General features: G+C 44.8%; 30 protein-coding genes, 1 riboswitch and 1 other annotated feature. Of the genes, 8 read left to right on the top strand and 22 right to left on the bottom strand.

Annotated elements, in window-relative coordinates; all coding sequences use genetic code 11:
- The 13 genes from N6H06_RS21015 to N6H06_RS20955 all read right to left on the bottom strand — a co-directional run bounded on the left by N6H06_RS21015 (position 1) and on the right by N6H06_RS20955 (position 4,486).
- Positions 1 to 189, bottom strand: coding sequence for a hypothetical protein (locus N6H06_RS21015; RefSeq protein ID WP_263707876.1), 189 nt, complete (start codon positions 187 to 189; stop codon positions 1 to 3).
- Between the two features lie 13 nt (positions 190 to 202).
- On the bottom strand, positions 203 to 544 hold the full coding sequence (locus N6H06_RS21010; protein ID WP_263707875.1) for a hypothetical protein: 342 nt from the start codon (positions 542 to 544) through the stop codon (positions 203 to 205).
- Positions 545 to 575: 31 nt separating this feature from the next.
- Positions 576 to 785, bottom strand: a complete 210-nt coding sequence (locus N6H06_RS21005) for a hypothetical protein (protein ID WP_263707874.1) — start codon at positions 783 to 785, stop codon at positions 576 to 578.
- Positions 786 to 825: 40 nt separating this feature from the next.
- Complete coding sequence (locus tag N6H06_RS21000; RefSeq protein ID WP_263707873.1) at positions 826 to 1,122, bottom strand: hypothetical protein; 297 nt, start codon at positions 1,120 to 1,122, stop codon at positions 826 to 828.
- 11 nt (positions 1,123 to 1,133) lie between these two features.
- Positions 1,134 to 1,391 (bottom strand): hypothetical protein, encoded by a 258-nt coding sequence (locus N6H06_RS20995; RefSeq protein WP_263707872.1) that lies wholly within the window; start codon positions 1,389 to 1,391, stop codon positions 1,134 to 1,136.
- Between the two features lie 90 nt (positions 1,392 to 1,481).
- Positions 1,482 to 1,721, bottom strand: coding sequence for a hypothetical protein (locus N6H06_RS20990; protein WP_263707871.1), 240 nt, complete (start codon positions 1,719 to 1,721; stop codon positions 1,482 to 1,484).
- A gap of 100 nt (positions 1,722 to 1,821) precedes the next feature.
- A complete protein-coding gene (locus N6H06_RS20985; RefSeq protein WP_263707870.1) occupies positions 1,822 to 1,998 on the bottom strand; it encodes a hypothetical protein in 177 nt (58 codons plus the stop codon).
- Positions 1,999 to 2,089: 91 nt separating this feature from the next.
- Positions 2,090 to 2,644 carry a host-nuclease inhibitor Gam family protein gene (locus N6H06_RS20980; RefSeq protein ID WP_263707869.1) on the bottom strand — a complete coding sequence of 185 codons (555 nt, stop codon included), beginning with the start codon at positions 2,642 to 2,644 and terminating at the stop codon, positions 2,090 to 2,092.
- Positions 2,641 to 2,844 (bottom strand): hypothetical protein, encoded by a 204-nt coding sequence (locus tag N6H06_RS20975; RefSeq protein ID WP_263707868.1) that lies wholly within the window; start codon positions 2,842 to 2,844, stop codon positions 2,641 to 2,643. Before N6H06_RS20975 ends, N6H06_RS20980 begins: the two co-directional genes overlap by 4 nt.
- A 13-nt stretch (positions 2,845 to 2,857) precedes the next feature.
- Positions 2,858 to 3,085, bottom strand: a complete 228-nt coding sequence (locus tag N6H06_RS20970) for a hypothetical protein (RefSeq protein WP_263707867.1) — start codon at positions 3,083 to 3,085, stop codon at positions 2,858 to 2,860.
- Positions 3,086 to 3,163: 78 nt separating this feature from the next.
- Positions 3,164 to 3,820 (bottom strand): Rad52/Rad22 family DNA repair protein, encoded by a 657-nt coding sequence (locus tag N6H06_RS20965; protein WP_263707866.1) that lies wholly within the window; start codon positions 3,818 to 3,820, stop codon positions 3,164 to 3,166.
- Positions 3,795 to 4,088, bottom strand: coding sequence for a hypothetical protein (locus tag N6H06_RS20960; RefSeq protein ID WP_263707865.1), 294 nt, complete (start codon positions 4,086 to 4,088; stop codon positions 3,795 to 3,797). The genes N6H06_RS20965 and N6H06_RS20960 overlap by 26 nt, the downstream gene beginning before the upstream one ends.
- 167 nt (positions 4,089 to 4,255) lie before the next feature.
- Positions 4,256 to 4,486 carry a helix-turn-helix transcriptional regulator gene (locus tag N6H06_RS20955; protein WP_041823979.1) on the bottom strand — a complete coding sequence of 77 codons (231 nt, stop codon included), beginning with the start codon at positions 4,484 to 4,486 and terminating at the stop codon, positions 4,256 to 4,258.
- A gap of 148 nt (positions 4,487 to 4,634) precedes the next feature.
- Between N6H06_RS20955 and N6H06_RS20950 the strand changes: the two genes are divergently transcribed.
- Genes N6H06_RS20950 through N6H06_RS20940 form a run of 3 tightly spaced genes read left to right on the top strand, consistent with a single transcriptional unit; the run spans position 4,635 to position 7,945 of the window.
- Entirely contained in the window at positions 4,635 to 5,264 is a 630-nt protein-coding gene (locus tag N6H06_RS20950) for a LexA family protein (protein ID WP_263707864.1), read from the top strand.
- Complete coding sequence (locus N6H06_RS20945) at positions 5,261 to 6,664, top strand: recombinase family protein (protein WP_263707863.1); 1,404 nt, start codon at positions 5,261 to 5,263, stop codon at positions 6,662 to 6,664. Before N6H06_RS20950 ends, N6H06_RS20945 begins: the two co-directional genes overlap by 4 nt.
- A 9-nt stretch (positions 6,665 to 6,673) precedes the next feature.
- Positions 6,674 to 7,945: a BaiN/RdsA family NAD(P)/FAD-dependent oxidoreductase gene (locus N6H06_RS20940; RefSeq protein WP_263707862.1), complete on the top strand. Its 1,272-nt coding sequence runs from the start codon at positions 6,674 to 6,676 to the stop codon at positions 7,943 to 7,945.
- Between the two features lie 94 nt (positions 7,946 to 8,039).
- Here the strand turns inward: N6H06_RS20940 and N6H06_RS20935 are convergent, their stop codons facing one another.
- The 6 genes from N6H06_RS20935 to N6H06_RS20910 all read right to left on the bottom strand — a co-directional run bounded on the left by N6H06_RS20935 (position 8,040) and on the right by N6H06_RS20910 (position 15,942).
- Positions 8,040 to 8,531 carry a hypothetical protein gene (locus N6H06_RS20935; RefSeq protein WP_062749815.1) on the bottom strand — a complete coding sequence of 164 codons (492 nt, stop codon included), beginning with the start codon at positions 8,529 to 8,531 and terminating at the stop codon, positions 8,040 to 8,042.
- A complete protein-coding gene (locus N6H06_RS20930) occupies positions 8,532 to 9,320 on the bottom strand; it encodes a DUF3100 domain-containing protein (protein WP_263707861.1) in 789 nt (262 codons plus the stop codon). It abuts the gene before it with no gap.
- Positions 9,321 to 9,337: 17 nt separating this feature from the next.
- On the bottom strand, positions 9,338 to 10,609 hold the full coding sequence (locus N6H06_RS20925; RefSeq protein ID WP_212954078.1) for a M20/M25/M40 family metallo-hydrolase: 1,272 nt from the start codon (positions 10,607 to 10,609) through the stop codon (positions 9,338 to 9,340).
- Positions 10,610 to 10,803: 194 nt separating this feature from the next.
- A complete protein-coding gene (gene leuS, locus N6H06_RS20920) occupies positions 10,804 to 13,218 on the bottom strand; it encodes a leucine--tRNA ligase (RefSeq protein ID WP_062749935.1) in 2,415 nt (804 codons plus the stop codon).
- A 44-nt stretch (positions 13,219 to 13,262) separates the two neighbouring features.
- Positions 13,263 to 13,486, bottom strand: a binding site (T-box leader).
- Positions 13,487 to 13,563: 77 nt separating this feature from the next.
- A complete protein-coding gene (locus N6H06_RS20915) occupies positions 13,564 to 14,562 on the bottom strand; it encodes an L-lactate dehydrogenase (protein WP_263707860.1) in 999 nt (332 codons plus the stop codon).
- Between the two features lie 183 nt (positions 14,563 to 14,745).
- A complete protein-coding gene (locus N6H06_RS20910; RefSeq protein ID WP_062749819.1) occupies positions 14,746 to 15,942 on the bottom strand; it encodes an MDR family MFS transporter in 1,197 nt (398 codons plus the stop codon).
- 197 nt (positions 15,943 to 16,139) lie between these two features.
- Between N6H06_RS20910 and N6H06_RS20905 the strand changes: the two genes are divergently transcribed.
- From N6H06_RS20905 to N6H06_RS20895, 3 genes are read left to right on the top strand one after another with little or no spacing between them, the layout of a single operon-like run.
- Positions 16,140 to 16,307, top strand: a complete 168-nt coding sequence (locus N6H06_RS20905; RefSeq protein WP_263707859.1) for a hypothetical protein — start codon at positions 16,140 to 16,142, stop codon at positions 16,305 to 16,307.
- Positions 16,304 to 16,921 (top strand): class I SAM-dependent methyltransferase, encoded by a 618-nt coding sequence (locus tag N6H06_RS20900; protein WP_062749820.1) that lies wholly within the window; start codon positions 16,304 to 16,306, stop codon positions 16,919 to 16,921. The genes N6H06_RS20905 and N6H06_RS20900 overlap by 4 nt, the downstream gene beginning before the upstream one ends.
- A 24-nt stretch (positions 16,922 to 16,945) precedes the next feature.
- The gene (locus tag N6H06_RS20895) at positions 16,946 to 17,539 is read left to right on the top strand and encodes a beta-class carbonic anhydrase (RefSeq protein WP_062749821.1); all 594 of its coding nucleotides are present in this window, start codon (positions 16,946 to 16,948) and stop codon (positions 17,537 to 17,539) included.
- Positions 17,540 to 17,623: 84 nt separating this feature from the next.
- Here the strand turns inward: N6H06_RS20895 and N6H06_RS20890 are convergent, their stop codons facing one another.
- Positions 17,624 to 18,406, bottom strand: a complete 783-nt coding sequence (locus N6H06_RS20890; RefSeq protein WP_062749822.1) for an alpha/beta hydrolase — start codon at positions 18,404 to 18,406, stop codon at positions 17,624 to 17,626.
- A gap of 93 nt (positions 18,407 to 18,499) precedes the next feature.
- Between N6H06_RS20890 and N6H06_RS20885 the strand changes: the two genes are divergently transcribed.
- Positions 18,500 to 19,039, top strand: coding sequence for a gamma carbonic anhydrase (locus N6H06_RS20885; RefSeq protein WP_062749823.1), 540 nt, complete (start codon positions 18,500 to 18,502; stop codon positions 19,037 to 19,039).
- 97 nt (positions 19,040 to 19,136) lie between these two features.
- Here N6H06_RS20885 and metK read toward each other — a convergent pair whose 3' ends face one another.
- Entirely contained in the window at positions 19,137 to 20,354 is a 1,218-nt protein-coding gene (gene metK, locus N6H06_RS20880; RefSeq protein ID WP_062749824.1) for a methionine adenosyltransferase, read from the bottom strand.
- A gap of 175 nt (positions 20,355 to 20,529) precedes the next feature.
- A riboswitch (SAM riboswitch) is annotated at positions 20,530 to 20,637 on the bottom strand.
- A gap of 253 nt (positions 20,638 to 20,890) precedes the next feature.
- Here metK and pckA point away from each other — a divergent pair.
- A complete protein-coding gene (pckA, locus tag N6H06_RS20875; RefSeq protein WP_062749825.1) occupies positions 20,891 to 22,474 on the top strand; it encodes a phosphoenolpyruvate carboxykinase (ATP) in 1,584 nt (527 codons plus the stop codon).
- Positions 22,475 to 22,568: 94 nt separating this feature from the next.
- Here pckA and N6H06_RS20870 read toward each other — a convergent pair whose 3' ends face one another.
- The gene (locus N6H06_RS20870) at positions 22,569 to 23,351 is read right to left on the bottom strand and encodes an alpha/beta hydrolase family protein (protein WP_263707858.1); all 783 of its coding nucleotides are present in this window, start codon (positions 23,349 to 23,351) and stop codon (positions 22,569 to 22,571) included.
- Positions 23,352 to 23,429: the final 78 nt, after the last annotated feature.

The raw sequence follows: 23,429 nt of genomic DNA, 5'->3' as shown, positions 1-23,429 counted from the left end.
TTACCCTCCGTATCCTAAAAATTCGTTCAACTCCGCTTGGCTTTTTCCCGTAGGGATAACACCCACTACGCTATTTTTAGCCAAAAATGTCACGGCTTCGTATTTTTCCTTTTCCATCGCTGTCAGGTGGACTTGGCCGTCAATCTCGACCAAGATCGTCACCTGTGCATCATTAACACTTGTATTCATGTTATAGCCTCCTTTACTCGTCCCATTCTTTTGCCGCTTCGAACTGCTCTTGTGTTAGCTCAATGTTCACTGGCTCGTAATGCTTTAGCCAGAGTTCGACGTCAAAAGAGATAGGGGTATCATATCCATAGATTTTGCGCATCGCCTTTTTAAAGGCAGTGGAAAAGCGTCTACATTCTTCGACGTCCGTTTCATCCGGCTTTGTTAAATCGTCCCTAACAATCATCCTTGCACGCTCTATGTCCTCAATAGAGACATCCAAGTCCGGGTCGCTCCAATCACCAGCGTCAGGGCTTAAAGCCAAGTACCGATCTTCTTTTGATTTGCTCTTAAACACGATTACGGGAATAGTCAATGTTATTTCCTCCTTTGGCGGCAGGAGCCGCTTAATCTTCTAATAAGTCTTCTTCGTCTAAGACTTCATAGGCGGTTTGTCCATCCTCGTTTTCTGTTTCGCCTAAAAAATCATCGTCCAAAAAAGCAACGAAGCCTGCCGGGTAAAGAGTAACGCAATCTTTGTGGTAATAATGATCGTTCACCACGACCAATTGATCGTTCCAATAAAATTCGTCTTCGCAAGCTTTACATTTGACCATTAAACATCCTCCTTGGCGGCAGGAGCCGCCCTATATTTAGTTACTCTTCATACCATTTGCAATCAAAACTGTGTGAATTAAAGTCTCCTAATCCTCCTGCATCAACAACTATCTTCTTGTCGTAATCTGGATGTTTTAATATGACTTGAGTGTAATCGTCCCGCTCAACAAACTCTTCTGGCACCTCCACGCAATAAAGGAAATGTGCCATTGACTCTACGTTATCCATGTCCATGCCTTCGTTGGTGTTGATGATTCTGTAATGAGCTTCTCCATTTGCAGCTACCTCCTGAAACAGATCATGAACAGAATCAGGTATTTCGTATATTTCATCCATTTCGAATCCCCCTAGTAGACTGGATAAACGCCCAAAATTCCGTCGTAGATGTCTTCTTCGCTATGATCGATGAAAAACACGTACTCACGACCAACAGCCATAAAATCGCTTATATAGTCCTCTGAGAGGGTAATTTCGTCCGACTCTGATGCAAAGGTATATGTTGCATAGCCAAGCTCATGCTGCCCGATCTCGGTCAGTGTATAGGTGGGAGCATCCGACAAACTAGGGACTCCGCAAAGTAGTGATGCAGCAAGCAATAGACTCATGTTTGGTTCCTCCAATTTAGTTAGTGAGCAGGCGGTATCTCCGCCCGCTTTGTTATATAGACAACAGACTCATTAGGCTAAAACACTGCGTTAGTTCTTTTCGCTGAGAAGCTTTTTAAGACGTTTGTTTTCTTCTTCCATTTCCAGAGTGTATCGCGCCATATACTGCATAGCGTCGATACATTCGGACAGGGCTTCCGCCATCCAGTCATAGCCCTGGGCGTCATCAATCGTTTGCCCATACTCGGCTAGTCCTTTGCTGTTTTGAGCGCGTAGCTGGCGTTCGATGGTTTCCAAGACTCGTTGCGATGTTGCGGGTAATTCACTCACTTTCTCCCCTCCTTCACCTGCTCTAAAGCTGCTAAAAGCTTTGGATGAAGAGATTCAGGCAGATAGGACAAGAACTCTTTTAATGCTCGTTGTGTCTCTGTCATAGGTCATCATCCTCTTCGTCATCTTCTTCAAATGCATCAGCAAAGGCTTGCTCTATCATTAGCACCCGTTTCTTTAGTTGTTCCGTGCTCCATTCTTCCAATCTTTTTTGGAGCTTCCAGTCAAAGGGCACTTGCTCCTTTGCACGCTTTAGCCAATACTCTCTGCCGCTCATGAGCCACTCAACGCCCAAGTTAACAAACTGCACATGACGCCAAATGACAGGATTAAGGTTGTGAGCTGTCCTTCCGTCAGTTCTGGCGCTTTCATAGCTCCACCTCCACCGTGAATTTGTCCTCACGCTCGTGGACTTCAACGCCTGGGACAACCTCGCCATTTTCATCGACTAGGAAATTGCCGACGATGGAACCTTGTTTTTTAATGGCAGTCCAATCGGCTGTCTCTTTGACCTTCACAAGCCCTTTCTCTTTTGCGTAATGAAGCAATTGCCTATCATTACGCTTAAATTCCGGCTGCTGCTTGACCATCTTGATGGCTCCGTATGGTAGTTTGATGGATTTTTTCTTGCTGCCAGCAGCGATTTGGCCGCGCAAGTAAAACTCTAGGCGGTGGGTATAAAACTGTTCCTTCTCGACAAACTCTTTTTTGGCTTCTTCGCCCCATTCTTTGAGACGATCAATGTCTTTTTGCAAAGCTTCAATCCGAGCGTCTACAATGCTGTCAATCTCAGCTTGCTTGCTGCGTAAATGGGCGACACGGGATTGGGCTTCTATAGCAGCATCTAGCGTTTCGATAACAAAACCTTCTGTATCCGTTTCCGGCTCAATAACTGCTTCTAATTGCTCTACAAATTTATTCATTCGTACTCCTCCAAACATTTCCTCACACCAGCTATTTCGCGTTCTAATCGCTTAATAGAGCGGGCATAAAGGTATTTTTTCCGTTCGTATTCTGTATTGGCACGACGCTCTTTCAGCACTCTCAAATTTGCTTTCAGCCCATGGAGAAGGCCATGAAGCGTAATCCACTCACGAAACTTCTTGAACTCGTTTTCGTCCATTCCTATTCCTCCTTTAACTTATTTTCACTTTTCCGAATTGCTTGTATATCGTTTTAGTGAAGTCTAAGTAATTGCCTTGTGCATCTTCATGTATGTGCATACACAAATTGTTAGATCGCTTCCCATTATCAATTATGTTGACGGCAGCGGTTCTGAAATTGCGCCCTCCTGCGTAAACAGTGGGGCAATCATCAACACTTGTTACTTCCACTGTCTTGTTTGCTAGTTCGATTTTTTTCACTTTCTATTCCTCCATTCGCCGCCATATGCTATAATGACGGCAGGTAATTGGGTAGGGCGCTTACGTGGGGTGGGCGCCCTATTTTTGTTTTTCATCGATCTTCCCTTGTAAGAAGGCGTTAATCTCAGCATGACTATGCCCTTTTGCAATTTTGTCTTGGTAAAACTCTTCAAATCCGGCTATTGTGTTAGCAAGTGTTTTCCACTTCTCAGCAAGATCAATTTTCAGGATCTCACCTTGCTGTTTCCGGTTAGGAGAGTCCCCTTCAGGCAGCGCCCACGCTGGCAATTGTGGCGGGTCCCAGTAGCCCTTGATCTCGTCATTGCCTTTGCCGCTTCTGTGGTAATATCGCCCCTTTTCTTTTTTTATGTCCACCCAGCTTTCATCGAGATTGTATAAATATCGACCAATCCCGAATTGGACTGCTGCACGCTTCATGGCTCCAGAAACGCCACCTTTTGTAGACTCGATGTTGGTTTCATCGGATGCATCCCACTTTGTAATCCATTCGTTGTCTATCTTTACGGATAATCCGCACATGACGCCTTTATTACGCCATTCCTTATATTCGTTCTGCCAGCCGCCGACGCCAAACACTTCGTCTAAGCGGTTCATGATGGCGCGATTGGTCACATAAGCTAACACAACCGCTTTAGGACCCCTAGCCGTCTTCATTGCCCTTTGGACACGCCATTCAATGTCCTCGGCTTTAAATGGCTTTTGGAGTTGTTTCATTAGGTCGCTCATTTTCTTCACCCTCTCTTTTGATAAATACATAGATCATGTCATCATGATCGCTGCTGGTGTATCCGTGCTTACTGAGATAGTTTTGTACCAGTCCCTTATGCTGCTGCCAGTCACGCATAAACGTGCTGTCGATTACTACACCCCCGTGTCCCATCTCCTTGTGTTCCTCTACACTTGCCAAGCAGCGGTGGAGGATGGAGGGGAGAGGCTCTTGCGGCGCGTGGGGTTCGGTTGGTTGGATTTCAAAGTCGAACATGCTTTTGCCTCCTGTGCAAATTAATAAGTTTGCGTTTTTCTTCTTCACTCATCCTTGGTATTGATGTTTTAGCGAAGAAGTTCATCATCCATTGGCAAGTCTCTGGCGAAGGTTGCTTGCTAATGGGGTTATTGCGTAACAAGTTTAGCTCTCCCATACTTACCTCCTTAAATAACGTCATCTAATTCTTTGGCGCTAAATCGGGCTGCTTCAAACAACTTTTCGGCAGGGACGTTATACAATTCAGCCAACTTGTTAATGGTGTTAAGATCAGTTGTCTGAGCACCACTTTCGATTCTGTGATATGTTACAATGGAGACGTTTAACACTTCCGCAATTTCTTTAACGGATTTGTTATGTTTTAGCCTTAGCAAATGAATAACGCTCATTTTTTTCATCGCTCGCACCCCCTTTTTAACGATTGTTAAACTGTACCTTTAATATATATAACAAAACGTTAAAAGTCAAACGTTTATTTAGCATTCGTTAAAATAAATTTTATCCTATTTTATTAAACGTGAAAATACAAACGGAAGGTGAATAATAATGACAGACCCAAAAACGCTTTTAGCTGGAAATTTAATGAAGGCAAGAATACGTAAAGGTTATAGCCAAACAGACTTGGCCGAGATTTTAAATGTATCTTCGGCAACCATTAGCCAATATGAAAAGGGGAAAAGATCGCCTGATGTTGAAAAGCTGCACACGATAGCCAAAGTTTTGGATACATCAATTCCTGAACTCATATTGGGGCAGTCAGACAATGAAGCATTAAAACTAAACATGCAGTCACTTGTAAAAATCCCTATACTTGGAACTGTAAGAGCAGGGTATAATTTATTGGCCGACGAAAACGTGATTGGCTACGCTTATGCGCCTAAATCAGATATTGGGGACGGTGAATATTTCTATCTAAATATAGAAGGGGATTCGATGATTGACGCTGGTTTAAATAGCGGTGACAGAATCCTTGTCAGAAAACAAAACCACACAAGTGACGGGTCTATAGCAGTTGTATTAATAAATGGTGAAGAAGCGACTGTGAAGCGCGTCTTTTTCGATAAGAACAAAGTAATCCTTAGCCCCGAAAACCCTCATATGCGTCCCAAATTTTACGATGAAGATGAAATACGCATCCTTGGGAAAGTCGTTTCTGCATCAAGGACATACGAATGAGAACAGCAGTTTACATTAGAGTTAGTACAGAGGAACAGGTAAATGAAGGTTACTCTATATCAGCTCAAAGAGAACGACTTCAAGCGTATATAACTTCTCAAAATTGGGATGCAGTTGGGTTTTATGTTGACGAAGGAGTTTCAGCCAAGAACACTGAAAGACCACAATTAAAGCGAATGCTTAAACACATAGAAGAAGGGTTTATTGATGTGGTATTGGTTTATCGACTTGACCGTTTAACCCGTTCTGTTCTTGACCTTTATCAATTGCTTGACACATTCGAAAGAAACGGATGTAAATTTAAAAGCGCTACCGAAGTTTATGACACAACTACTGCTATGGGTCGCCTTTTCATAACACTCGTGGCTGCGTTGGCACAGTGGGAACGAGAAAATCTTGGTGAACGAGTAAGAATGGGAATGACACAACGGACAAGAGAGGGCCAATGGCATGGCAGCTCCCCAGCATATGGCTACAAATACGAAAACGGTATTGTGTCTATCGACGAGGAAAAAGCAAACATCGTCCGTTGGATTTATATGTCCTATATCGAGGGCATGAGCGACCAGAAGTTAGCTGTAAAATTAAATGAACAAGGTATACCTACACAAAAAGGTGGTTCATGGAGAGAAAGCACCATTAGAAGAATACTTCAAAATGAAACATATACAGGAAAGCTTATGTGGGGCGTGCGAGTTAATAAAGAAAATGCCTTTTCTGTAGATGGTGCAATGCCAAAAATAATCGAACAGGGCATATTTGATAAAGCTCAATCTATTAGAAAAGGTAGAGCTAGAGTTCACCCAAGACAGGCAACAAGTAAACATATCTTTTCGGGGGCTTTACGCTGCGCACGTTGTGGGGCGGCAATGAAGGGACACAAAAAGACAGAAAAAGGCAAAGAGTACCGTTCTTATCGTTGCATCAACCGTTACAATCATACCTGCGATATGCCAATGATTAGCCAAAAAATTTTGGAAGAAACCTTCATCACTTACTTTAAAGATGTTGAAATTGTTGGCAGTTACCAACCACCAAAAGAAAATGAAGAAAGCCCACTAAACGTCGAAGAAGAATTGGATCAGATTAAAAAACGTCGAAAAAAATGGCAATACGCCTGGGCTAATGATCTAATGAGTGATGAAGAGTATACCGAACGCATTCGTGAAGAAGAGGCGAAAGAGGAAGAATTACTCAAAGTAATAGATAACAAACAAAAACAAACATCGGCTGAAGAAGTTAGCATCTTGTCGGCTTTTATTACTGAGCAATGGAATAAGCTTGATGTACTTGAGAAAAAAACTTTTATTCAAAACACTGTAGAATCAATTAGAGTCGACAAAGTTGCTGCTCAGCGGCAAAAAGATCGTGTGAAAATATTAGACGTGAAGTTCAAGTGAGGTTAAGTTATGTATGATGTAATTGTTATCGGAGGCGGCCCCTCTGGCTTAATGGCGTCTGTAGCCGCCGCTAAAAACGGCGCTAAGGTTTTGCTCTTGGATAAAGGTGACAAGCTCGGAAGAAAGTTAAGGATTTCTGGCGGAGGGCGCTGCAATGTCACCAACCGGATGGAAAGGAAACAGTTGATTGAAAACATTCCAGGGAATGGCCGCTTTATGCATAGCCCATTCGCTGTATTTGACAATGAATCGATTATTGCTTTTTTTGAAGGCTTAGGAATTCGCTTAAAAGAAGAAGATAGAGGACGGATGTTTCCGGTATCAGATAGCTCTAAAGACGTTGTAAACACACTATTAAAAAAGGTTGATTCATTAGGAGTAAGAAAGCGAGTTAATACCCCTGTCAAGACTATCCTATACGAAAACGGCAAAACCATTGGTGTAGAGCTGTTTTCAGAGGAAATTGTCCGGTCTAAAAGTGTCATAGTCGCGACTGGAGGGATGTCTATGGGACACACAGGATCTACTGGCGACGGATACCCGTGGGCCAAAAAAGCCGGCCACACAATTACTGAGCTTTATCCGACGGAAGTGCCCATTACCCTTGCCGATTCCTTTATCAGCGATCAGTCTCTTCAAGGCCTGTCTTTACGCGGAATTGAACTAGCGGTACTGAGGCCAAACGGCAAAAAAATCATTTCCCATGAAGGCGACATGATTTTTACCCATTTCGGCATATCCGGTCCCGCGGCATTACGCTGTAGCCAGTTTGTTGTCAAGGCGCTGAAAAAGTTCAAAACGCCTACGATCCCAATGTCGATTAAGTTGTTCCCCGAACAATCGGCAGAGAGCCTTTTCCAAGCGCTCGTCAAACGGGCAAAGGCAGAGCCTAAAAAAACGTTAAAAACAGCGTTAAAAGGGATGGCCCCTGAGCGATTGCTTTTATACTTATATGGGTCATTAGAGATCGATTCCAGTGAAATGTGCGCCAATACCCCACACGATGCCTTTCGAAAATTAGCATCAGCATTAGATGCGCTGCCATTGCATGCCAATGGGACATTGTCGATTGAAAAAGCATTTGTCACAGGTGGCGGCGTATCAATTAAAGAAATTGAGCCAAAAACCATGCACTCCAAAAAAACAACAGGCTTGTATTTTTGTGGGGAAGTGCTCGACATCCATGGCTATACAGGCGGCTTCAACATTACATGCGCTTTCTCGACTGGTTATACAGCCGGGCAGTCAGCAGCCCTTTTTGCAAAGAGCCCAATGTTTTAACGACAAATAGTCGTCATTATGACTAGAAAAGAAAACATCCACAAGGAATGTCTATTGCTTCCCTGTGGATGTTTTTTATTGAGATTCTTTTCATTTATGATGCCATACGCAAACCAATCTCGGCTAGCACGGCACTTATCAAATATGTGCCTGTAAAAACGAAGATCGCCACAATCGCAATTTTCCAGGACAGCTTCCGCAACTCGACAAGGCGGTCAGCAATAGAAATGCCGGCATACGTTAAAATGGGCGTCGTTATTGACAAAAAATCAACTGCTTGAATGGCTTGGACGAATCCATCAAACAACAAACACAGGATGAGAGACGTAATGCTAACCCAGCCAAGGACAGGAAAATTTGCAATAAAGCCGATCGGAAGTTTTTTAGCTAAATCGCCAATAAACAAACCGATTAAGGAAAACAGCCAAAGCGAGCCGAGGCCTGCTATCGTCATCATCGAAATACTCCCGACCGATCCAGGGTGAAATAGAAGCTTCATGCTATGGGTAAAGAGAATCAACATGATACTAAGTAATAGAATTAGACTCATTTTCATATAATTGTTTTTTACAATGAATGCTAGCATTTAGGACTCCCTCCGTGTCAGCGTGCGATACATGAACCGTTGCAAAGGAGCCGCCAAAAACACCATCGTAAACGTGCCAATAAAGCTTGTGAGTAGTTGGCTTGCCGAAGCATAAGCAAGAATGAGGCTCTCTTTGTCTGGATGGCTTGCTACGAGTGATGAAGAGGCGCCTGTCATCATACTACCTGAACCAACGCCTGCAGAAATCGCCAGCGACTCAACACTAAATCCGAAATGCAACAAAACTGGCGGCAAAATGCTAAAAAAGATCGCACCAAATAACGTACCGATAATGTAAAGCGACAAGACCCCTCTACCTTCGTCAGAGTTTAACGTATATTTTTCGGAAATATAGGCGAGTTCGCCTTCGCGCCCAATTCCAAGCGTGGCGCCAATCGCCTCACGCCGCAAACCAAGCAATAGTGCAGCAGGCAAGCCTAATAAAACTGTGCCTAAATTGCCAAATTCTTGGACAATAAAAATCCAGCCAATACTGAGGATTTCCCGGATTTGCGGGGCTACATCTGCGCCGTAGCGAGCCATAAGTGGCAACATAATGATAATTAAATATGTGCCTGAAAAAGAAACATTGCTTTTACTGTAGACTTTTTTAAGGATTCCTTTACGAAAAATCGAAAACGCAAACACCATTGTAATTAAGATCGCAAATAATAGCGGTAAGAGGTTAATCGATAGGGAACCAATCGCAATGCTTTGAAAGCCAATCATTTCAGAGATGGCAATCACAACCAGAGAAAACAAAAGCAAATAAATAAATGTGCCTTTCATAGTGCACCCCTGTTCATTTATAAATTGGCGTTGCTCGACATCACTGTTTCAATTACGGCTAAATAGTCGTCATAACTCCGTTTATACAGACGACTCCAGTCTATGGCTCCATTTAACTCAGCAAATACTTGAGTGAGAAACCGCGGGAACACTGCAAACAGAAAATGTGGATCAATATCGACAAAATCGTCGCCGTGGATTGTGCCAGCAAAACCGCTATGGCCAATTTGAATACATGGCATCATGTACGACAAATCGCCAATATCACCAGCAGCACTAATCGCGTTGTTTTCCAGCAAATCTTCCACTTCCTCTATTTTTGCAAACGCCTGTTTTACAAAGGTGGACAAGTAGCGGTCTTGTACAAAAGGAAGGTAGCCCATTTGCGTATGAATAGCGACTTCGCCTTGAAGAGCGTGGGCGCTTCCACGTGCAGCAGCGTCCATTTTTTTAGCGACTTCTCCCATGTAGGATAACGTTTTTGTTCGCAAATCGGAGCCAATACGAATCGCGTTTGGAATCACATTTGTGGACATATCGCTAGCTGAGACAATTGGGTTTATGCGCACATTTTCACTGTCCTTTAGCTGCTGGCGTACAAGTCCTAAAGCAACATTAAACAAAGTTGACATGCTGTAAGCATTTTTGCCGGCAAACGGATCGAAGCCTGCATGTGCTGCTTCCCCATTAAAGTCATAATATTTATACAAAAAACCTGCTAAATCACAATTGATTTCCACTGTCCGTTTTTCAAATGTTCCACCGATGGCATGGATGCAAATACTCGCGTCGATGTTGTCAAACATTCCGAGTCTCATCGCTTCTGGCTTGCCGCCATAGTGGCCAATCGTGCCGTTATTAAGCAACTCTTCACGGTAAGCAAGATCGAGATATTCCTCTGCCGGAACAAATACAAAAGCTACATTAAAATCAAACTGAAGGTGCTCGCCAGTTTGTACGAAATAATTGTACAACGCAAGGGCAATTGCTACTTGTGTATAATGGCCACAGTTATGGGCTGCGCCAGTCTTTTTGTCGGCCATATGGTGGCTAGGCGCATAAACCGCATCCAATTCGGCAATAAAAGCGATTGTCTTATGCTTGTCCGTCGTTAATTGCGTTTTTAGCCCTGTTGTGCTAAAAGGTTCAATGATAGCTGCGGGGTTTTTCTGTTCAATAAATGTACGGACTGTTTCACTAGTGCGCGTTTCTTTATAGCCAAGTTCAGGATGGGCAAAAATGTCACGAGCGATGGCAAGAATTTCTTCGTATTGCTGTTCAAAGATCACAGATTGTCATCCTCCCTTGTTTTACACTCGTCATCTTACACCTTTCGACAATATTCGTCAACACGAATTCTTTACATTTATCCGTTCATACGCTCTAATGTTCGGATTTCGCCTGTTTTCCGCAAAAAAACCCTATCCTCTTCTTACTAAGAGGATAGGGGACGAATAGCATGATCGACGTTTATTGCCTATGATTAGGCAACAACAATGTTGACAAGCTTTCCAGGAACAGCAATGACTTTGCGAATCGTTTTCTCGCCAATAGCTGCTTGCACTTTTTCATCAGCGAGTGCTGCTGCTTCCATTTCTTCTTTTGAGGCTCCTTTGTTTACGACGAGCTTTGTTTTAACTTTGCCATTCATTTGCACGACGACTTCGACTTCGTTTTCAACGAGCAACGACTCATCATATGTCGGCCAAGCTTCATACGTAATCGTATCTGTATGGCCAAGCTTCTCCCAAAGCTCTTCGGCAATATGAGGAGCAACTGGCGACAAAAGCTTTACAAAGCCCTCTATTAGCGCTTTTGGCAATACCTTTTGCTTATTTCCCTCGTTTACAAACACCATTAATTGGGAAATGCCTGTATTAAAGCGCAGCTCGGCAAAGTCTTCGGTAACTTTTTTCACCGTTTGGTGGTAAGTGCGCACAAACGCTTCATTGCCTTCTACATCTTTGACGTTGCTGTTCAGCTTGCCTGTTTCTTCGTTCACAATTAAGCGCCAAACCCGTTCAAGAAAACGGCGCGAGCCATCAAGGCCGTTTGTTGACCAAGCTACAGATGCATCTAGAGGGCCCATAAACATTTCATACAGGCGGAGCGTGTCAGCCCCGTGGCTGGCAATAATCTCGTCAGGGTTGACAACATTGCCTTTTGACTTGCTCATCTTTTCGTTATTTTCGCCAAGGATCATGCCTTGGTTAAACACTTTTTGGAATGGTTCTTTTGTCGGCACAACGCCAATATCATACAAAAACTTATGCCAAAAACGAGCATATAGCAAATGCAAGACTGCATGTTCTGCACCGCCAATATACGTATCGACAGGCAGCCAATTTTTTAGTTTTTCAGGATCAGCCAATGCTTCGTCGTTCGTCGGGTCAATATAGCGCAAATAATACCAGCAGCTACCTGCCCATTGGGGCATCGTGTTCGTTTCACGGCGACCGCGCATACCTGTTTTAGGATCAACAACTTCCAGCCAATCTTTCGCATTGGCAAGCGGCGATTCGCCTGTACCAGAAGGTTTGATTTCCTCTAAATCAGGCAACATCAGCGGCAATTCGCTCTCATCCAAAGCTGACATAGAGCCATCTTCCCAGTGGATGATTGGAATCGGTTCGCCCCAATAACGCTGGCGGCTAAAGAGCCAATCACGCAAACGGTATGTGACCTTTCTTTGCCCAGCGCCATTTTCCTCTAGCCAAACAATCATTTTCTCAACCGCTTCTTGCTTGTTCAACCCATTGAGAAAATCAGAATTGACATGTTCTCCGTCGCCTGTGTAAGCAGCTTTTGAGACATCGCCGCCTGCGACTACTTCTTTTATTGGCAAGCCAAATGCATTGGCAAATTCGAAATCGCGCTCATCATGAGCGGGGACAGCCATGACAGCTCCAGTACCATAACTGATTAATACATAATCAGCTATCCAAACTGGTATCTTTTCACCATTTACAGGATTGATGGCATAAGCGCCAGTAAACGCGCCTGTTTTTTCTTTTGCCAAATCTGTCCGTTCAATGTCACTTTTGAGTGAGACTTGCTTTTGGTATGCTTCTACCGCTTCCCGTTGCTCATCAGTAGTGATCTCTGACACGAGCTTATGCTCAGGGGCAAGCACCATATAAGTAGCGCCAAACAACGTGTCTGGCCGCGTCGTAAACACGTTAACGGAGTGTTCATTGATCTTAAATGTCACTTCAGCGCCTTCCGATTTGCCGATCCAGTTGCGCTGCATATCTTTTAGGCTTTCCGGCCATTCGAGCTCTTCAAGGTCTTCGAGCAAGCGCTCAGCATAAGCCGTAATGCGCAACACCCATTGCTTCATTGGGCGCCGTTCAACTGGATGGCCTCCTCGTTCGCTGACACCGTCGACAATTTCCTCATTGGCTAGCACCGTTCCAAGCGCAGGGCACCAGTTCACGGCTACTTCGTCTATATAAGCAAGCCCTTTTTCATATAGTTTTAGAAAAATCCATTGTGTCCATTTGTAATATTGAGGGTCGGTTGTGCTAATTTCACGGTCCCAATCATAAGAAAAACCAAGTTCTTTAATTTGCCGTTTAAATGTGTCAATGTTTTGTTTTGTAAACGTAGCCGGATGTTTGCCTGTATCTAGAGCGTACTGCTCAGCTGGCAAGCCAAAAGCATCCCAACCCATAGGGTGAAGCACGTTGTAGCCTTGCATCCGCTTCATCCGCGCCAAAATATCGGTTGCCGTGTATCCTTCTGGATGGCCGACATGAAGACCAGCCCCCGATGGATAGGGAAACATATCTAATGCATAAAAATGCGGCCCATCTGCTTGTTCATCTGTTTTAAAGGTTTTGTTTTCTTCCCAAAATGCTTGCCACTTTTTTTCAATTTCCTGATGTGAAAACGACATTCCTTTTCCTCCTTCTGCTGCTTCCAACAAAAAAACTCTCTCCCAAAAGGGACGAGAGTTTGCATACATTCCCGCGGTGCCACCCACATTAACAGGCATCGCCTGTTCACTTACACATAACGGTGTGTCCCGTTAAGAGCTACTGGCAATGCGGTTCGCTCTTACAACTAAAAGGCGAGTTCACATCTCTTCTCAGGCTGGCTTGCACCGTCCGCCAGCTCTCTTGCTTTCCAAAGTGATGCTACTACTCCTTTATCCTTGTATTTCCCTAGTTTACGATATGCTCATTGTATGAAAAGTCTTTTCCAAAGTCAAGCAAACATATACCTATTTTAGCGATTCGATTCAACACGAGCAGTTTGTTTCTAAAAAAGAGTGCCCTTTTTGCATGATAGACTCATAAGTGCCTTTTAACATCTGGACGCTCTCAGTGAACTGTTGTCGCTCACAGTCGTTCAACTTTAGTTCCAGCACTTCGCGGACACCATTACGGTTTACAATTGCAGGCACAGCTATGCACACTTCTTGCGCTCCAAACTCGCCGTTTAGAAATGTGCTGACGGTCATGACTGCATTTTCATTTTTTAAAAGCGCTTTTGTGATGCGGACTAAACTCATGGCAATCCCATAATAAGTGGCGCCTTTTTTATGAATAATTTCATAGGCAGCATCACGGACGTTGGCAAAAATGTCATCTAAATCGGCTTTTTTATATGCTTTGTCACGTAGCATATAGTGAGAAAGTGGAACATTCCCAATTGTTGCGGTGCTCCATAAAGGCAGTGCGCTATCGCCATGTTCGCCTACTACATAAGCATGGACGTGTTTAGCGGAAATCTGGAAGTACTCGCTTAGCATAAACCGTAGCCTTGCTGTATCTAACGTTGTCCCGCTGCCGATGACTCGTTTTTTCGGCAGGCCGCTAAATGATTGTGTCGCTTGCGTTAATAGATCAACAGGGTTTGTAGCGATCAGAAAAATACCTTTAAAGCCATTTGCCATAACGGCATCCACTATTTCCTTAAAAATACTCAGATTTTTTTCTAGAAGATCTAGACGTGTCTCGCCAGGCTTCTGATTCGCCCCAGCGCTAATGCAAACCACATCTGCCTCTTTGCAGTCCTCGTAATCGCCGTGCCACATTGATGTCACGGAAGGAGCGAAAGCTTGTCCATGATTTAAATCCATCACATCACCACTTGCTTTTTCCTGATCTATATCAATAATGACAAGCTCCTTTGCCACCCCTTGGTTCATCAGTGCGAAGGCATAGCTGCTGCCTACATACCCCGTTCCAATAACGACAACGCGATCCCGTTTTGCTTTACTCGGCATTCTGACCATAATCAACCACATCCCAACTAGGATTTTGTGAAATTATTCACATATATATTGTGCATTGTTTCACATAAATTTTCAAGTACCCACCAACAAAGTCGATAACCGCACTCAGACTGATAGAAAACGCTTGTCTACAGTCTGAACAACGCTCTATAGAAAACGCTTGTCTACAGTCTGAACAACGCTCTATTGAACGTTGTTCAGGTTATCATTCTGATGCTCTTTTAATAGCGGCCGGTCATAAATACGGGCTAGTGGAATCGCCAATAGGAGTAAAATACTGATGAGGACAAACAGCACTTGGATTGAAAACCCATCTACTACTATACCGCCGAGCAACGGGCCAATCATGCGGCCGCCAGTGGCTACGCTATTGACAATGCCTTGGTACGCTCCTTCCCGTCCAGATGGAGCAAGGGCATTGGCGATTGTTGGGACTGCAGGCCAGACAAACATTTCGCCGATTGTCAAAATCAGCATAGCGACAAAAAAGCCACTGAACGCTTGGGCTTGTGTTAATACAAGATAGGACAAAGCGAAAATGAACAACCCAAGCCCCATTTGCCCTTTAAGCGTTAGCTTCCCCTTTTGGATCACCCAATGGATCAGGGGCTGTGCAAAGACAATTAACAATCCGTTCATCGTCCATAATATACTGTAAGCGTGCAATGGAATGCCGAGTGACTGAATGTAGACGGAAACATTGGCCTGCCACTGCGTATAGCCAAGCCAAGAAATGAAAAAAGCTGCTGAAACAATCCATAGCGCTTGCAAACGGTACTTAGACGCTTTGTTGGCATGTTGAATTCCTGCTCCAGCGGTTCTTCCTTTGCTTCCTGTCCAATTCCGAAAAAACACGGCAATGTAGACGAGTAGCAACACATGCATGGCTGCATTGGCGACAAAAACGTCTGTCAAACGCACCAGCGTAACAACGCCAATTAATGCCGTCCCTAGCGATACACCCACATTTTGCGCTACATAAATCGCATTTGCTGACTTTCTCCCACCTTCTGGCCACAAGCTTCCAGCGAGTGCATACATGGAAGGGGCCATCATTCCAGAACCAAACCCCATCCCCGTTAGAAAAACAGCGTACCATCCATACTCTCCATAATAGAAAGCGAGTAAAACAGCAGAGGCCGCAGAAAGAACACACCCAAGCGAAATCGTGCGATAGGCACCAATCCGATCAAACAATCTGCCACCGATCAAGCTGCCAAGTACGCCTGCCCCTGCATTTAGCATAAGCACAGCTCCCGAAGCCGTTAAACTTTGCCCAAGCAGTTGCGTCATAATGATTGCATTGAGTGGCCATAAAAACGAAGCGCCGGTAATGTTAATGGCTGTCGCCACCATTAAAATCCATATTGATTTCGGCAAAACACGCGCCTCCTCTTTTTTCCTTTCTTACATTGTGCCTATGATAGTGTAGGAGAAATTCAGCAAATAAGCAACAAGCATATTCGCTGCAATTATGGTAAACTAAGAACAAAAATTCGCCAAAAGAGAGAGAAGCACATTGCCTCTGTCTTGTAAAACGGCGATAGCTACCAGATGAAAGGGGAGTCGTCTAAATGATGAAAAACCACTGCGGCACCGACATCGCTTATAATCCTGTTGCCGTGTTCCCGTTCCCCACAGCTCCCCTAGCTGGCCCAATCAACCGCTTTCGCCATTTGCCTGACGCACTTGCGTTGATTAAACTGTCTGGAACATGTTCCACCCTTTGGGGGGAGGGGCCTTGAATCTACTTGGCGTCCTGCCATTTGCCCATTCGTTGCTTTCCAGCGTCGTACAGCCAGGGGATACCGTCGTTGATGCCACAACTGGAAATGGACACGATACCTTGTTTTTGGCTAAACTTGTTGGTGAAACGGGGGTTGTTATCGGCTGCGACATCCAAGCATCCGCGCTAACCTCTACAGAGGCACGCCTTCAAAAGGCAGGTTTGGACAAGCAAGTATCCCTATTCCAAATCGGCCATGAAAAGTTGGCGACTTTGCCGTTGTTTGTAAACTCAAACATCGCCGCTGCCATCTTTAATTTAGGCTATTTGCCTGGCGGAGACAAAGCTGTTACAACAACAGGGAAAACGACGATTGCAGCGATTGAGCAACTGTTTAACCGTTTAAAGCAAGGTGGCCTGATTGTTCTCGTCGTCTACCATGGACACCCACAAGGCAAAAAGGAAAAAAACGACTTATTGGCTTATGTCGAATCGCTCCCTCAAGAAATCGCACATGTAGCGACTTACCAATTTATTAATCAAAAGAACGATCCTCCTTTTGTGGTAGCGATTGAAAAACGGACTGATTCCTTAAGCGTCCAAGCGAGAGGAAACACTGGATTTTGCAAATAATAGAAAGAAGGAGAAGTGATCCCAATGAGCAAACTTGAATCAATTTTAGCTTTTAATGAAGCATTTGTAGCCAATAAAGAATATGAGCGCTTTAAAGCAGACAAATTCCCGCAAAAGAAAATCGTTATTTTAACATGCATGGACACGCGGCTCGTTGAACTGCTCCACAATGCGATGAATTTAAAAAATGGCGACGCTAAAATTATTCGCAATGCCGGTGCTGTCATCTCCCATCCATTCGGCAGCATCATGCGGAGCATTCTTGTTGCCATTTATGAATTAGGTGCCGAAGAAGTGTTTGTTATTGGCCACTATGGCTGTGGAATGACGGGTCTTTCCGCAAATTCTGTTCTCCAAAAGGCAGAGGAACGGGGCATTGATATGGATGAAATCAATGCGCTCCAATACGCTGGCGTAGACGTTAACAAGTTTTTAACTGGTTTTGAAAATGTGACCGAAAGCGTCAACCACAGTGTCGATATGGTTGTTAACCACCCGCTTTTGCCAAAGGATGTGCGCGTTCACGGCCTTGTCATCGATCCAGAAACAGGAAAGCTCGATTTGCTGCAACGTGATTTGCAAAAAGGGGCAAACGCCAAGCAGCCGCAAGACGTATAACAAAATGCAAACGATGTAATTAGACAGCAAAAAGATGACCTTGGTTGCCACCTAAGGTCATCTTTTTGTCTGGATGATTGCATGTTACGGAAACAGCATATTTACAAAGCCAATCGTAAAGCGAAACACTTCTTCTTTTTCAGGTTCGTTAAAGAGCTCATGGTAAAGGCCATCCCATTCTTTGTACATTTTATGGTTGATCTGCAAATCATTAAACCAAGCCATGCCTGCTTGTTTATCAATCACATAGTCTTCTCCTGCAGCAAGCAATAACACTGGGATATTCGGCATTTTCTCCGGGTAACGCCTCGTAAGGCGCATCGCTTTTTCCAATTCGTGGTACCAACGAGCTGACACTTTCGTTACACGCAACGGATCCCGTGCATATTCTTCACGGACTTGTTCGCTCCTCGTCGTTTGTTCTGGAGACAAACCAGCGTTCATGCTAAACGCAGGTGCTACATGATTGAGCATTTTTGCTGCCGCCTTTTTCGGCGCAGGAATGTCCATAGCGAGATCCAAACAAGGCGAAGAAAGCACGAGCGCTTCTACAAACGAATGATCTTTTTCCATTAATGTACGAATAGAAATGAGGCCGCCCATGCTGTGACCAACAAGTACAATCGGCAATTGCTTTGCCCTTGCATGCTTAAGCCAGACGTCAACCGTTTTTATGTATTTTTGAAATGAGTCGATATGCCCACGCTTTCCTCGCGACTCCCCTTGTCCTGGCAAATCCCCTAGCAGGCAATCAAACCCATGATGATTCCATTTTTCAACAAGCCAACGGTACCGACCGCTATGTTCCCCGGCTCCATGAACAATAACAGCAACGCCTCTGGCGTCTGGAACGTCAAAATAGCGCACAGCCACTCCTCCTTATACAAGCTGTTGCTTCGCTACATTATGCGTTACACTTAGTATAGCTGTTTTTTCATTAAACGAAAAGGATGTGACAACATGATCCTACCATACAAGGGCGTTGTTCCAACTATTGACCCCTCTGTATACTTAGCTGAGGGAGCGATCGTCACAGGCGATGTTACGATTGGTGCTCAATCAAGCGTATGGTTCCATACAGTCATTCGCGGTGACGTGGCCCCGACAATCATTGGAAAACGTGTCAACATTCAAGATCAATCAATGCTCCACCAAAGCCCCAATTCGCCTCTTATTATTGAAGATGATGTCACAATAGGTCATCAAGCAATGCTCCATAGTGCAATCATCCGTAAACAAGCACTGATTGGCATGGGTTCCACGATTCTAGACGGCGCCGAAATTGGCGAGGGCGCATTTATTGGCGCCGGCAGTCTTGTCCCTCCTGGTAAGTCGATTCCGCCTGGAACGCTTGCTTTTGGACGGCCTGCGAAAGTCGTCCGTCCTTTAAATGAAACAGACAAAAAAGAAATGGCACGAATTCGCCGCGAATACGTAGAAAAAGGCCAAGACTACAAATTGTTGCAGCAACAGACAGCGACAAAAAACAGCGACCAATAATCCCTATGCTCATGGAGGCACAAAGCAATCGCCATCACACACAAATGCTAAAAAGCCTGTCGGCTCGTTTCGCCGACAGGCTTTTATACTGTTTTTCTTAGTTTGCTTCTAATTTTAAAGCATCTTCTTTTAAAGCTGCTGCCTTATCTGTGGCTTCCCATGGAAGTGGAACATCAGTGCGACCAAAATGGCCGTAAGCAGCCGTTTGCTTATAAATCGGGCGGCGCAAATCGAGCATGCGAATAATGCCAGCTGGGCGAAGATCAAAATGTTTGCGAATCACCTCGACGAGGATCTCTTCCGCTGCTTTACCAGTTCCAAACGTATTGACAGCAATAGAAACAGGCTGGGCAACGCCAATTGCATAAGCGAGCTGTACTTCGCATTTATCAGCAAGGCCTGCTGCTACAATATTTTTGGCCACATAACGTGCGGCATAAGCGCCCGAACGGTCCACTTTCGTTGCATCCTTGCCAGAAAAAGCGCCGCCGCCATGGCGAGCATACCCGCCATACGTATCAACAATAATTTTGCGCCCCGTTAAGCCAGCGTCTCCCTGAGGGCCGCCAATGACAAAACGGCCAGTTGGGTTAATAAAGTATTTTGTTTCTTCATCGATTAATGCGCTTGGCACGACAGCTTCGATCACATGCTCTTTTAAGTCTGCTTGAATTTGCTCTAGCGTCACTTCAGGAGCATGCTGTGTTGAAAGAACAATTGTATCGACACGAATCGGCGTATCGTTTTCATCATATTCAATCGTCACTTGCGTTTTCCCATCAGGGCGCAAATATCCGAGTGTCCCATTTTTACGGACTTCCGTTAAGCGACGGGAGAGTTTATGGCTAAGTGAGATGGGAAGGGGCATCAGTTCTTCCGTTTCATTTGTTGCAAATCCAAACATCAGCCCTTGGTCACCGGCGCCGATGGCTTCTATTTCTGCATCGGTCATTTGTCCTTCCCGAGCTTCTAGGGCTTTGTCCACGCCTTGGGCAATATCCGCAGATTGTTCATCAATTGATGTCAATACTGCGCATGTTTCTGCATCAAAACCATACTTGGCGCGTGTGTAGCCAATTCCCTTGATCGTTTGGCGAACGACACTCGGTATGTCCACATACGTATTTGTCGTAATTTCACCCGCTACTAGCACCAAACCAGTGGTGACAGACGTTTCGCAAGCGACTCGTGCATTCGGGTCTTTCTTTAAGATTTCATCTAATATAGCGTCGGAAATTTGATCACAAATTTTATCGGGATGCCCTTCCGTAACAGACTCAGATGTAAATAAATGTCTACCTCTTTTTACAGACATTGTGCAGCTCCTCCTTTTAATATGGCCAGTTGCTTAGCCCAAATAGAACGAACAATACAGAGGGTTATTCGCCTCTTTTGTTTCTGTCTTGCAAAGGCGGTTAGTTGGCGCAAAAGCCTTGGGCACAACAAAAGCCCTTTTCCATGAGGAAAAGGGCTGTCCATTTACCTTTCGCCTCTTATCTTCCAGAACGCCATGCGTTCTGCAGGTTAGCACCTTTTCACGTTACGTGTTGGTTGCTGGGCTTCTTCGGGCCTGTCCCTCCGCCATCTCTGGATAAAAGCGTTATGTTAACTGCATCTCGATAACACCCAGCGTTCCCTTTGTTATAGGATGCTGGCGCTTCGTTCGTTTCGCGACTAAGTTTAACATATTCCACCATAGAAGAAAAGGCATTTCTAAAAGCTTTTCACCAGCCTGCCTGCTTTGTCGCCTAATCTAAAAAAGAATGACATATTTACTCACTTTAGTATGGACTATTAAATAAAATGTGTTATACTAAAGCCACTTAAAATTGCAAAAAGGAGCCATTAAACATGAAAATGCTTCACCGTTCAGCTTTACTAGAACAATTGCTTTCAAGTCCTAAAACGTTGCGCCAATTGCCTGCCCCGACACTGGTCGAGCATGCACTCCAACGGAACGAAGGCATATTGACCGATTCTGGCGCACTCGCTGTCAAAACAGGTCTTTACACAGGCCGTTCGCCTCAAGACAAGTTTATTGTCGATGAACCAACGACTAGAGATTCCATTCATTGGGGGGCAACGAATAAGTCCATTTCGGCGGAAGTGTTCACCCGGCTAAAAGACAAAGTGTTACATTATTTGCAACAAAAAGATGTCCGTTACGCATCAGTTGGCTTCGCTGGCGCTGATCCTTCATTCCAACTTCCGATTACGTATTTAAATGAGTTTGCTTGGCATCACTTGTTTGCTAGACAGCTATTTATTCGTGAGCAAGCTCCTTCAAACAATGGCTTGGAACCATTTACGATCATTAGCGCACCGACTTTTAAAGCCGATCCATCTGTCGACGGCACTCGCTCAGAAGCGTTTGTCATCATCTCATTTGAGCAACGCATTATTTTAATTGGCGGTACTGAATACGCCGGTGAAATGAAAAAAGCGATCTTTTCCGTGATGAATTACTTGCTCCCTGAAGCAGGCGTGCTGCCAATGCACTGCTCAGCCAATACAAACGATGAAGGAGAAACGGCACTCTTTTTTGGCCTCTCAGGTACCGGCAAAACGACACTGTCAGCTTCCGAACATAGGCGCCTGATCGGCGACGACGAGCACGGCTGGTCAGAAAAAGGCATCTTTAACATTGAAGGGGGCTGCTACGCCAAATGCATCGGCCTCTCAAAAGAAAGCGAACCGCAAATTTGGAACGCCATTGCCTTTGGGGCAGTTCTTGAAAATGTTGTCGTCGATCCACACACTGGAAAACCTGACTTTAAAAGCGGCGAGTTGACAGAAAATACGCGGGCTGCATACCCGCTTGAAGCGATTCCAAATGCTTTGCTGCCTAGTGTTGCCGGGCCTCCGAAAGCAATTATATTCCTAACTGCTGATGCATTTGGCGTATTGCCGCCAATCAGCAAGTTGACAAAAGAACAAGCGATGTACCATTTCTTATCTGGCTATACGTCAAAACTAGCGGGAACCGAACGTGGCATCACCCAACCTGAAGCGACATTTTCGACTTGCTTTGGCGCTCCGTTTTTGCCACGCAAACCAGAAGAGTATGCCACCATGCTAGGGGACAAATTGGAAAATGATGACGTCCAAGTGTTTCTTGTGAACACAGGCTGGACAGGGGGTAGCTATGGAACTGGCACACGCATTAAGCTTGCTTACACACGTGCTATGGTAGAAGCCGCTTTGCAAGGGGAATTGGATGAGATTGAAACGGTGTGCGACCCCATTTTTGGCCTTTATGTCCCAACACACTGCCCTGGCGTCCCAGATGAACTGTTGACCCCACGACGCGTTTGGAAGGACAAAGCAGCTTATGAAGCGACCGCCATACGTCTTGCTAAACAGTTCCACGAAAATTTTTCCGCCTTTCCGGCCGCAAAAGACAGCGTCCGTCTTGCTGGACCACGCCTTTCATAACCTTTAATAAGCAGGCAGCTAAAAAGCTGCCTGCTTCAGACTATAGACAAACGCTCCCGTCCTTCATTGTTCGTACCGAGTACCACATTTCCCCTCAGTTTGAGTGGTGTTTTGCCTTCATCCATGACGCTGCCTTTCTCAGTACTTTTTCTTGCTCATCTGCTGGGAAATGATGCGAAAAATCGTCGAAAAACCATGATTCGATATTCTGGCTACGCTTGGCAGCACGAAGCGCTTTTTGAGCGTGTACAATGGAAACATGTTCATCTTTTTCGCCATGAATGAACAGAAGGGCGGGCTGAAAATCGCTTAAATGGCGAAGTGGGGTCCGTTTTTCATATAGTTCCGGTCGTTTCCACGGCGTTCCACCAATCACGCGTTTCATCATTCTCCGTAAGTCAACACGCTCTTTATAGGTTAATACCATATCGGTGACGCCACTCCAACAGACCACACTAGTCGCTTCCGGCCGCATAAGCCCTGTCCAAAGCGCCATGATTCCTCCTCTTGAAAATCCAACTACATGGACGCCTGCTTCTTTGTCAACAAGAGGATGACTGCTTAGCACATCAAAACCGCTGTATGCGTCAAAACGATCATCCCCACAAAAATCCTCTCTGCCTTCGCCACCACGATTGCCCCGGTAATAAGGAGCAAACACAACAAATCCTTCGTGAGCCCACTGGATAATACGCTGTGTCCTGACCATGCCAACTGATTTAATGCCTCCGCGCAAATACAATAACCCTGGTTGTTTGTTTCGAGACTTCGGTTCTGCTAATAAACCGTATACCGTTAACGTGCCACTTTTGTAAGACGTCTCGTATAAATGAATATTCGGATGGGGCGACGGAACACGTTCTTTTGAGATGATCATAAAAAAAACCCCTTTTATTGAAATGGGCAAACACCCTTTTTTTCGTGCTTGCATAATGTAAGCAAAGGCAAAGGCAAT

The organism is Shouchella tritolerans, from assembly GCF_025770735.1.
GTDB lineage: Bacteria > Bacillota > Bacilli > Bacillales > Bacillaceae_D > Shouchella > Shouchella tritolerans.
This window is presented reverse-complemented; position numbering and strand designations above follow the sequence as displayed.

What these genes read in the sequence shown, in the direction of transcription:
- N6H06_RS21015 (WP_263707876.1), bottom strand. Translation starts at nt 189, where the DNA reads ATGAATACAAGTGTTAATGATGCACAGGTGACGATCTTGGTCGAGATT.
- N6H06_RS21005 (WP_263707874.1), bottom strand. Translation starts at nt 785, where the DNA reads ATGGTCAAATGTAAAGCTTGCGAAGACGAATTTTATTGGAACGATCAA.
- N6H06_RS21000 (WP_263707873.1), bottom strand. Translation starts at nt 1,122, where the DNA reads ATGGATGAAATATACGAAATACCTGATTCTGTTCATGATCTGTTTCAG.
- N6H06_RS20995 (WP_263707872.1), bottom strand. Translation starts at nt 1,391, where the DNA reads ATGAGTCTATTGCTTGCTGCATCACTACTTTGCGGAGTCCCTAGTTTG.
- N6H06_RS20985 (WP_263707870.1), bottom strand. Translation starts at nt 1,998, where the DNA reads ATGAGCGGCAGAGAGTATTGGCTAAAGCGTGCAAAGGAGCAAGTGCCC.
- N6H06_RS20980 (WP_263707869.1), bottom strand. Translation starts at nt 2,644, where the DNA reads ATGAATAAATTTGTAGAGCAATTAGAAGCAGTTATTGAGCCGGAAACG.
- N6H06_RS20975 (WP_263707868.1), bottom strand. Translation starts at nt 2,844, where the DNA reads ATGGACGAAAACGAGTTCAAGAAGTTTCGTGAGTGGATTACGCTTCAT.
- N6H06_RS20965 (WP_263707866.1), bottom strand. Translation starts at nt 3,820, where the DNA reads ATGAAACAACTCCAAAAGCCATTTAAAGCCGAGGACATTGAATGGCGT.
- N6H06_RS20960 (WP_263707865.1), bottom strand. Translation starts at nt 4,088, where the DNA reads ATGTTCGACTTTGAAATCCAACCAACCGAACCCCACGCGCCGCAAGAG.
- N6H06_RS20955 (WP_041823979.1), bottom strand. Translation starts at nt 4,486, where the DNA reads ATGAAAAAAATGAGCGTTATTCATTTGCTAAGGCTAAAACATAACAAA.
- N6H06_RS20950 (WP_263707864.1), top strand. Translation starts at nt 4,635, where the DNA reads ATGACAGACCCAAAAACGCTTTTAGCTGGAAATTTAATGAAGGCAAGA.
- N6H06_RS20945 (WP_263707863.1), top strand. Translation starts at nt 5,261, where the DNA reads ATGAGAACAGCAGTTTACATTAGAGTTAGTACAGAGGAACAGGTAAAT.
- N6H06_RS20940 (WP_263707862.1), top strand. Translation starts at nt 6,674, where the DNA reads ATGTATGATGTAATTGTTATCGGAGGCGGCCCCTCTGGCTTAATGGCG.
- N6H06_RS20935 (WP_062749815.1), bottom strand. Translation starts at nt 8,531, where the DNA reads ATGCTAGCATTCATTGTAAAAAACAATTATATGAAAATGAGTCTAATT.
- N6H06_RS20930 (WP_263707861.1), bottom strand. Translation starts at nt 9,320, where the DNA reads ATGAAAGGCACATTTATTTATTTGCTTTTGTTTTCTCTGGTTGTGATT.
- leuS (WP_062749935.1), bottom strand. Translation starts at nt 13,218, where the DNA reads ATGTCGTTTTCACATCAGGAAATTGAAAAAAAGTGGCAAGCATTTTGG.
- N6H06_RS20915 (WP_263707860.1), bottom strand. Translation starts at nt 14,562, where the DNA reads ATGGTCAGAATGCCGAGTAAAGCAAAACGGGATCGCGTTGTCGTTATT.
- N6H06_RS20905 (WP_263707859.1), top strand. Translation starts at nt 16,140, where the DNA reads ATGAAAAACCACTGCGGCACCGACATCGCTTATAATCCTGTTGCCGTG.
- N6H06_RS20895 (WP_062749821.1), top strand. Translation starts at nt 16,946, where the DNA reads ATGAGCAAACTTGAATCAATTTTAGCTTTTAATGAAGCATTTGTAGCC.
- N6H06_RS20885 (WP_062749823.1), top strand. Translation starts at nt 18,500, where the DNA reads ATGATCCTACCATACAAGGGCGTTGTTCCAACTATTGACCCCTCTGTA.
- metK (WP_062749824.1), bottom strand. Translation starts at nt 20,354, where the DNA reads ATGTCTGTAAAAAGAGGTAGACATTTATTTACATCTGAGTCTGTTACG.
- pckA (WP_062749825.1), top strand. Translation starts at nt 20,891, where the DNA reads ATGAAAATGCTTCACCGTTCAGCTTTACTAGAACAATTGCTTTCAAGT.
- N6H06_RS20870 (WP_263707858.1), bottom strand. Translation starts at nt 23,351, where the DNA reads ATGATCATCTCAAAAGAACGTGTTCCGTCGCCCCATCCGAATATTCAT.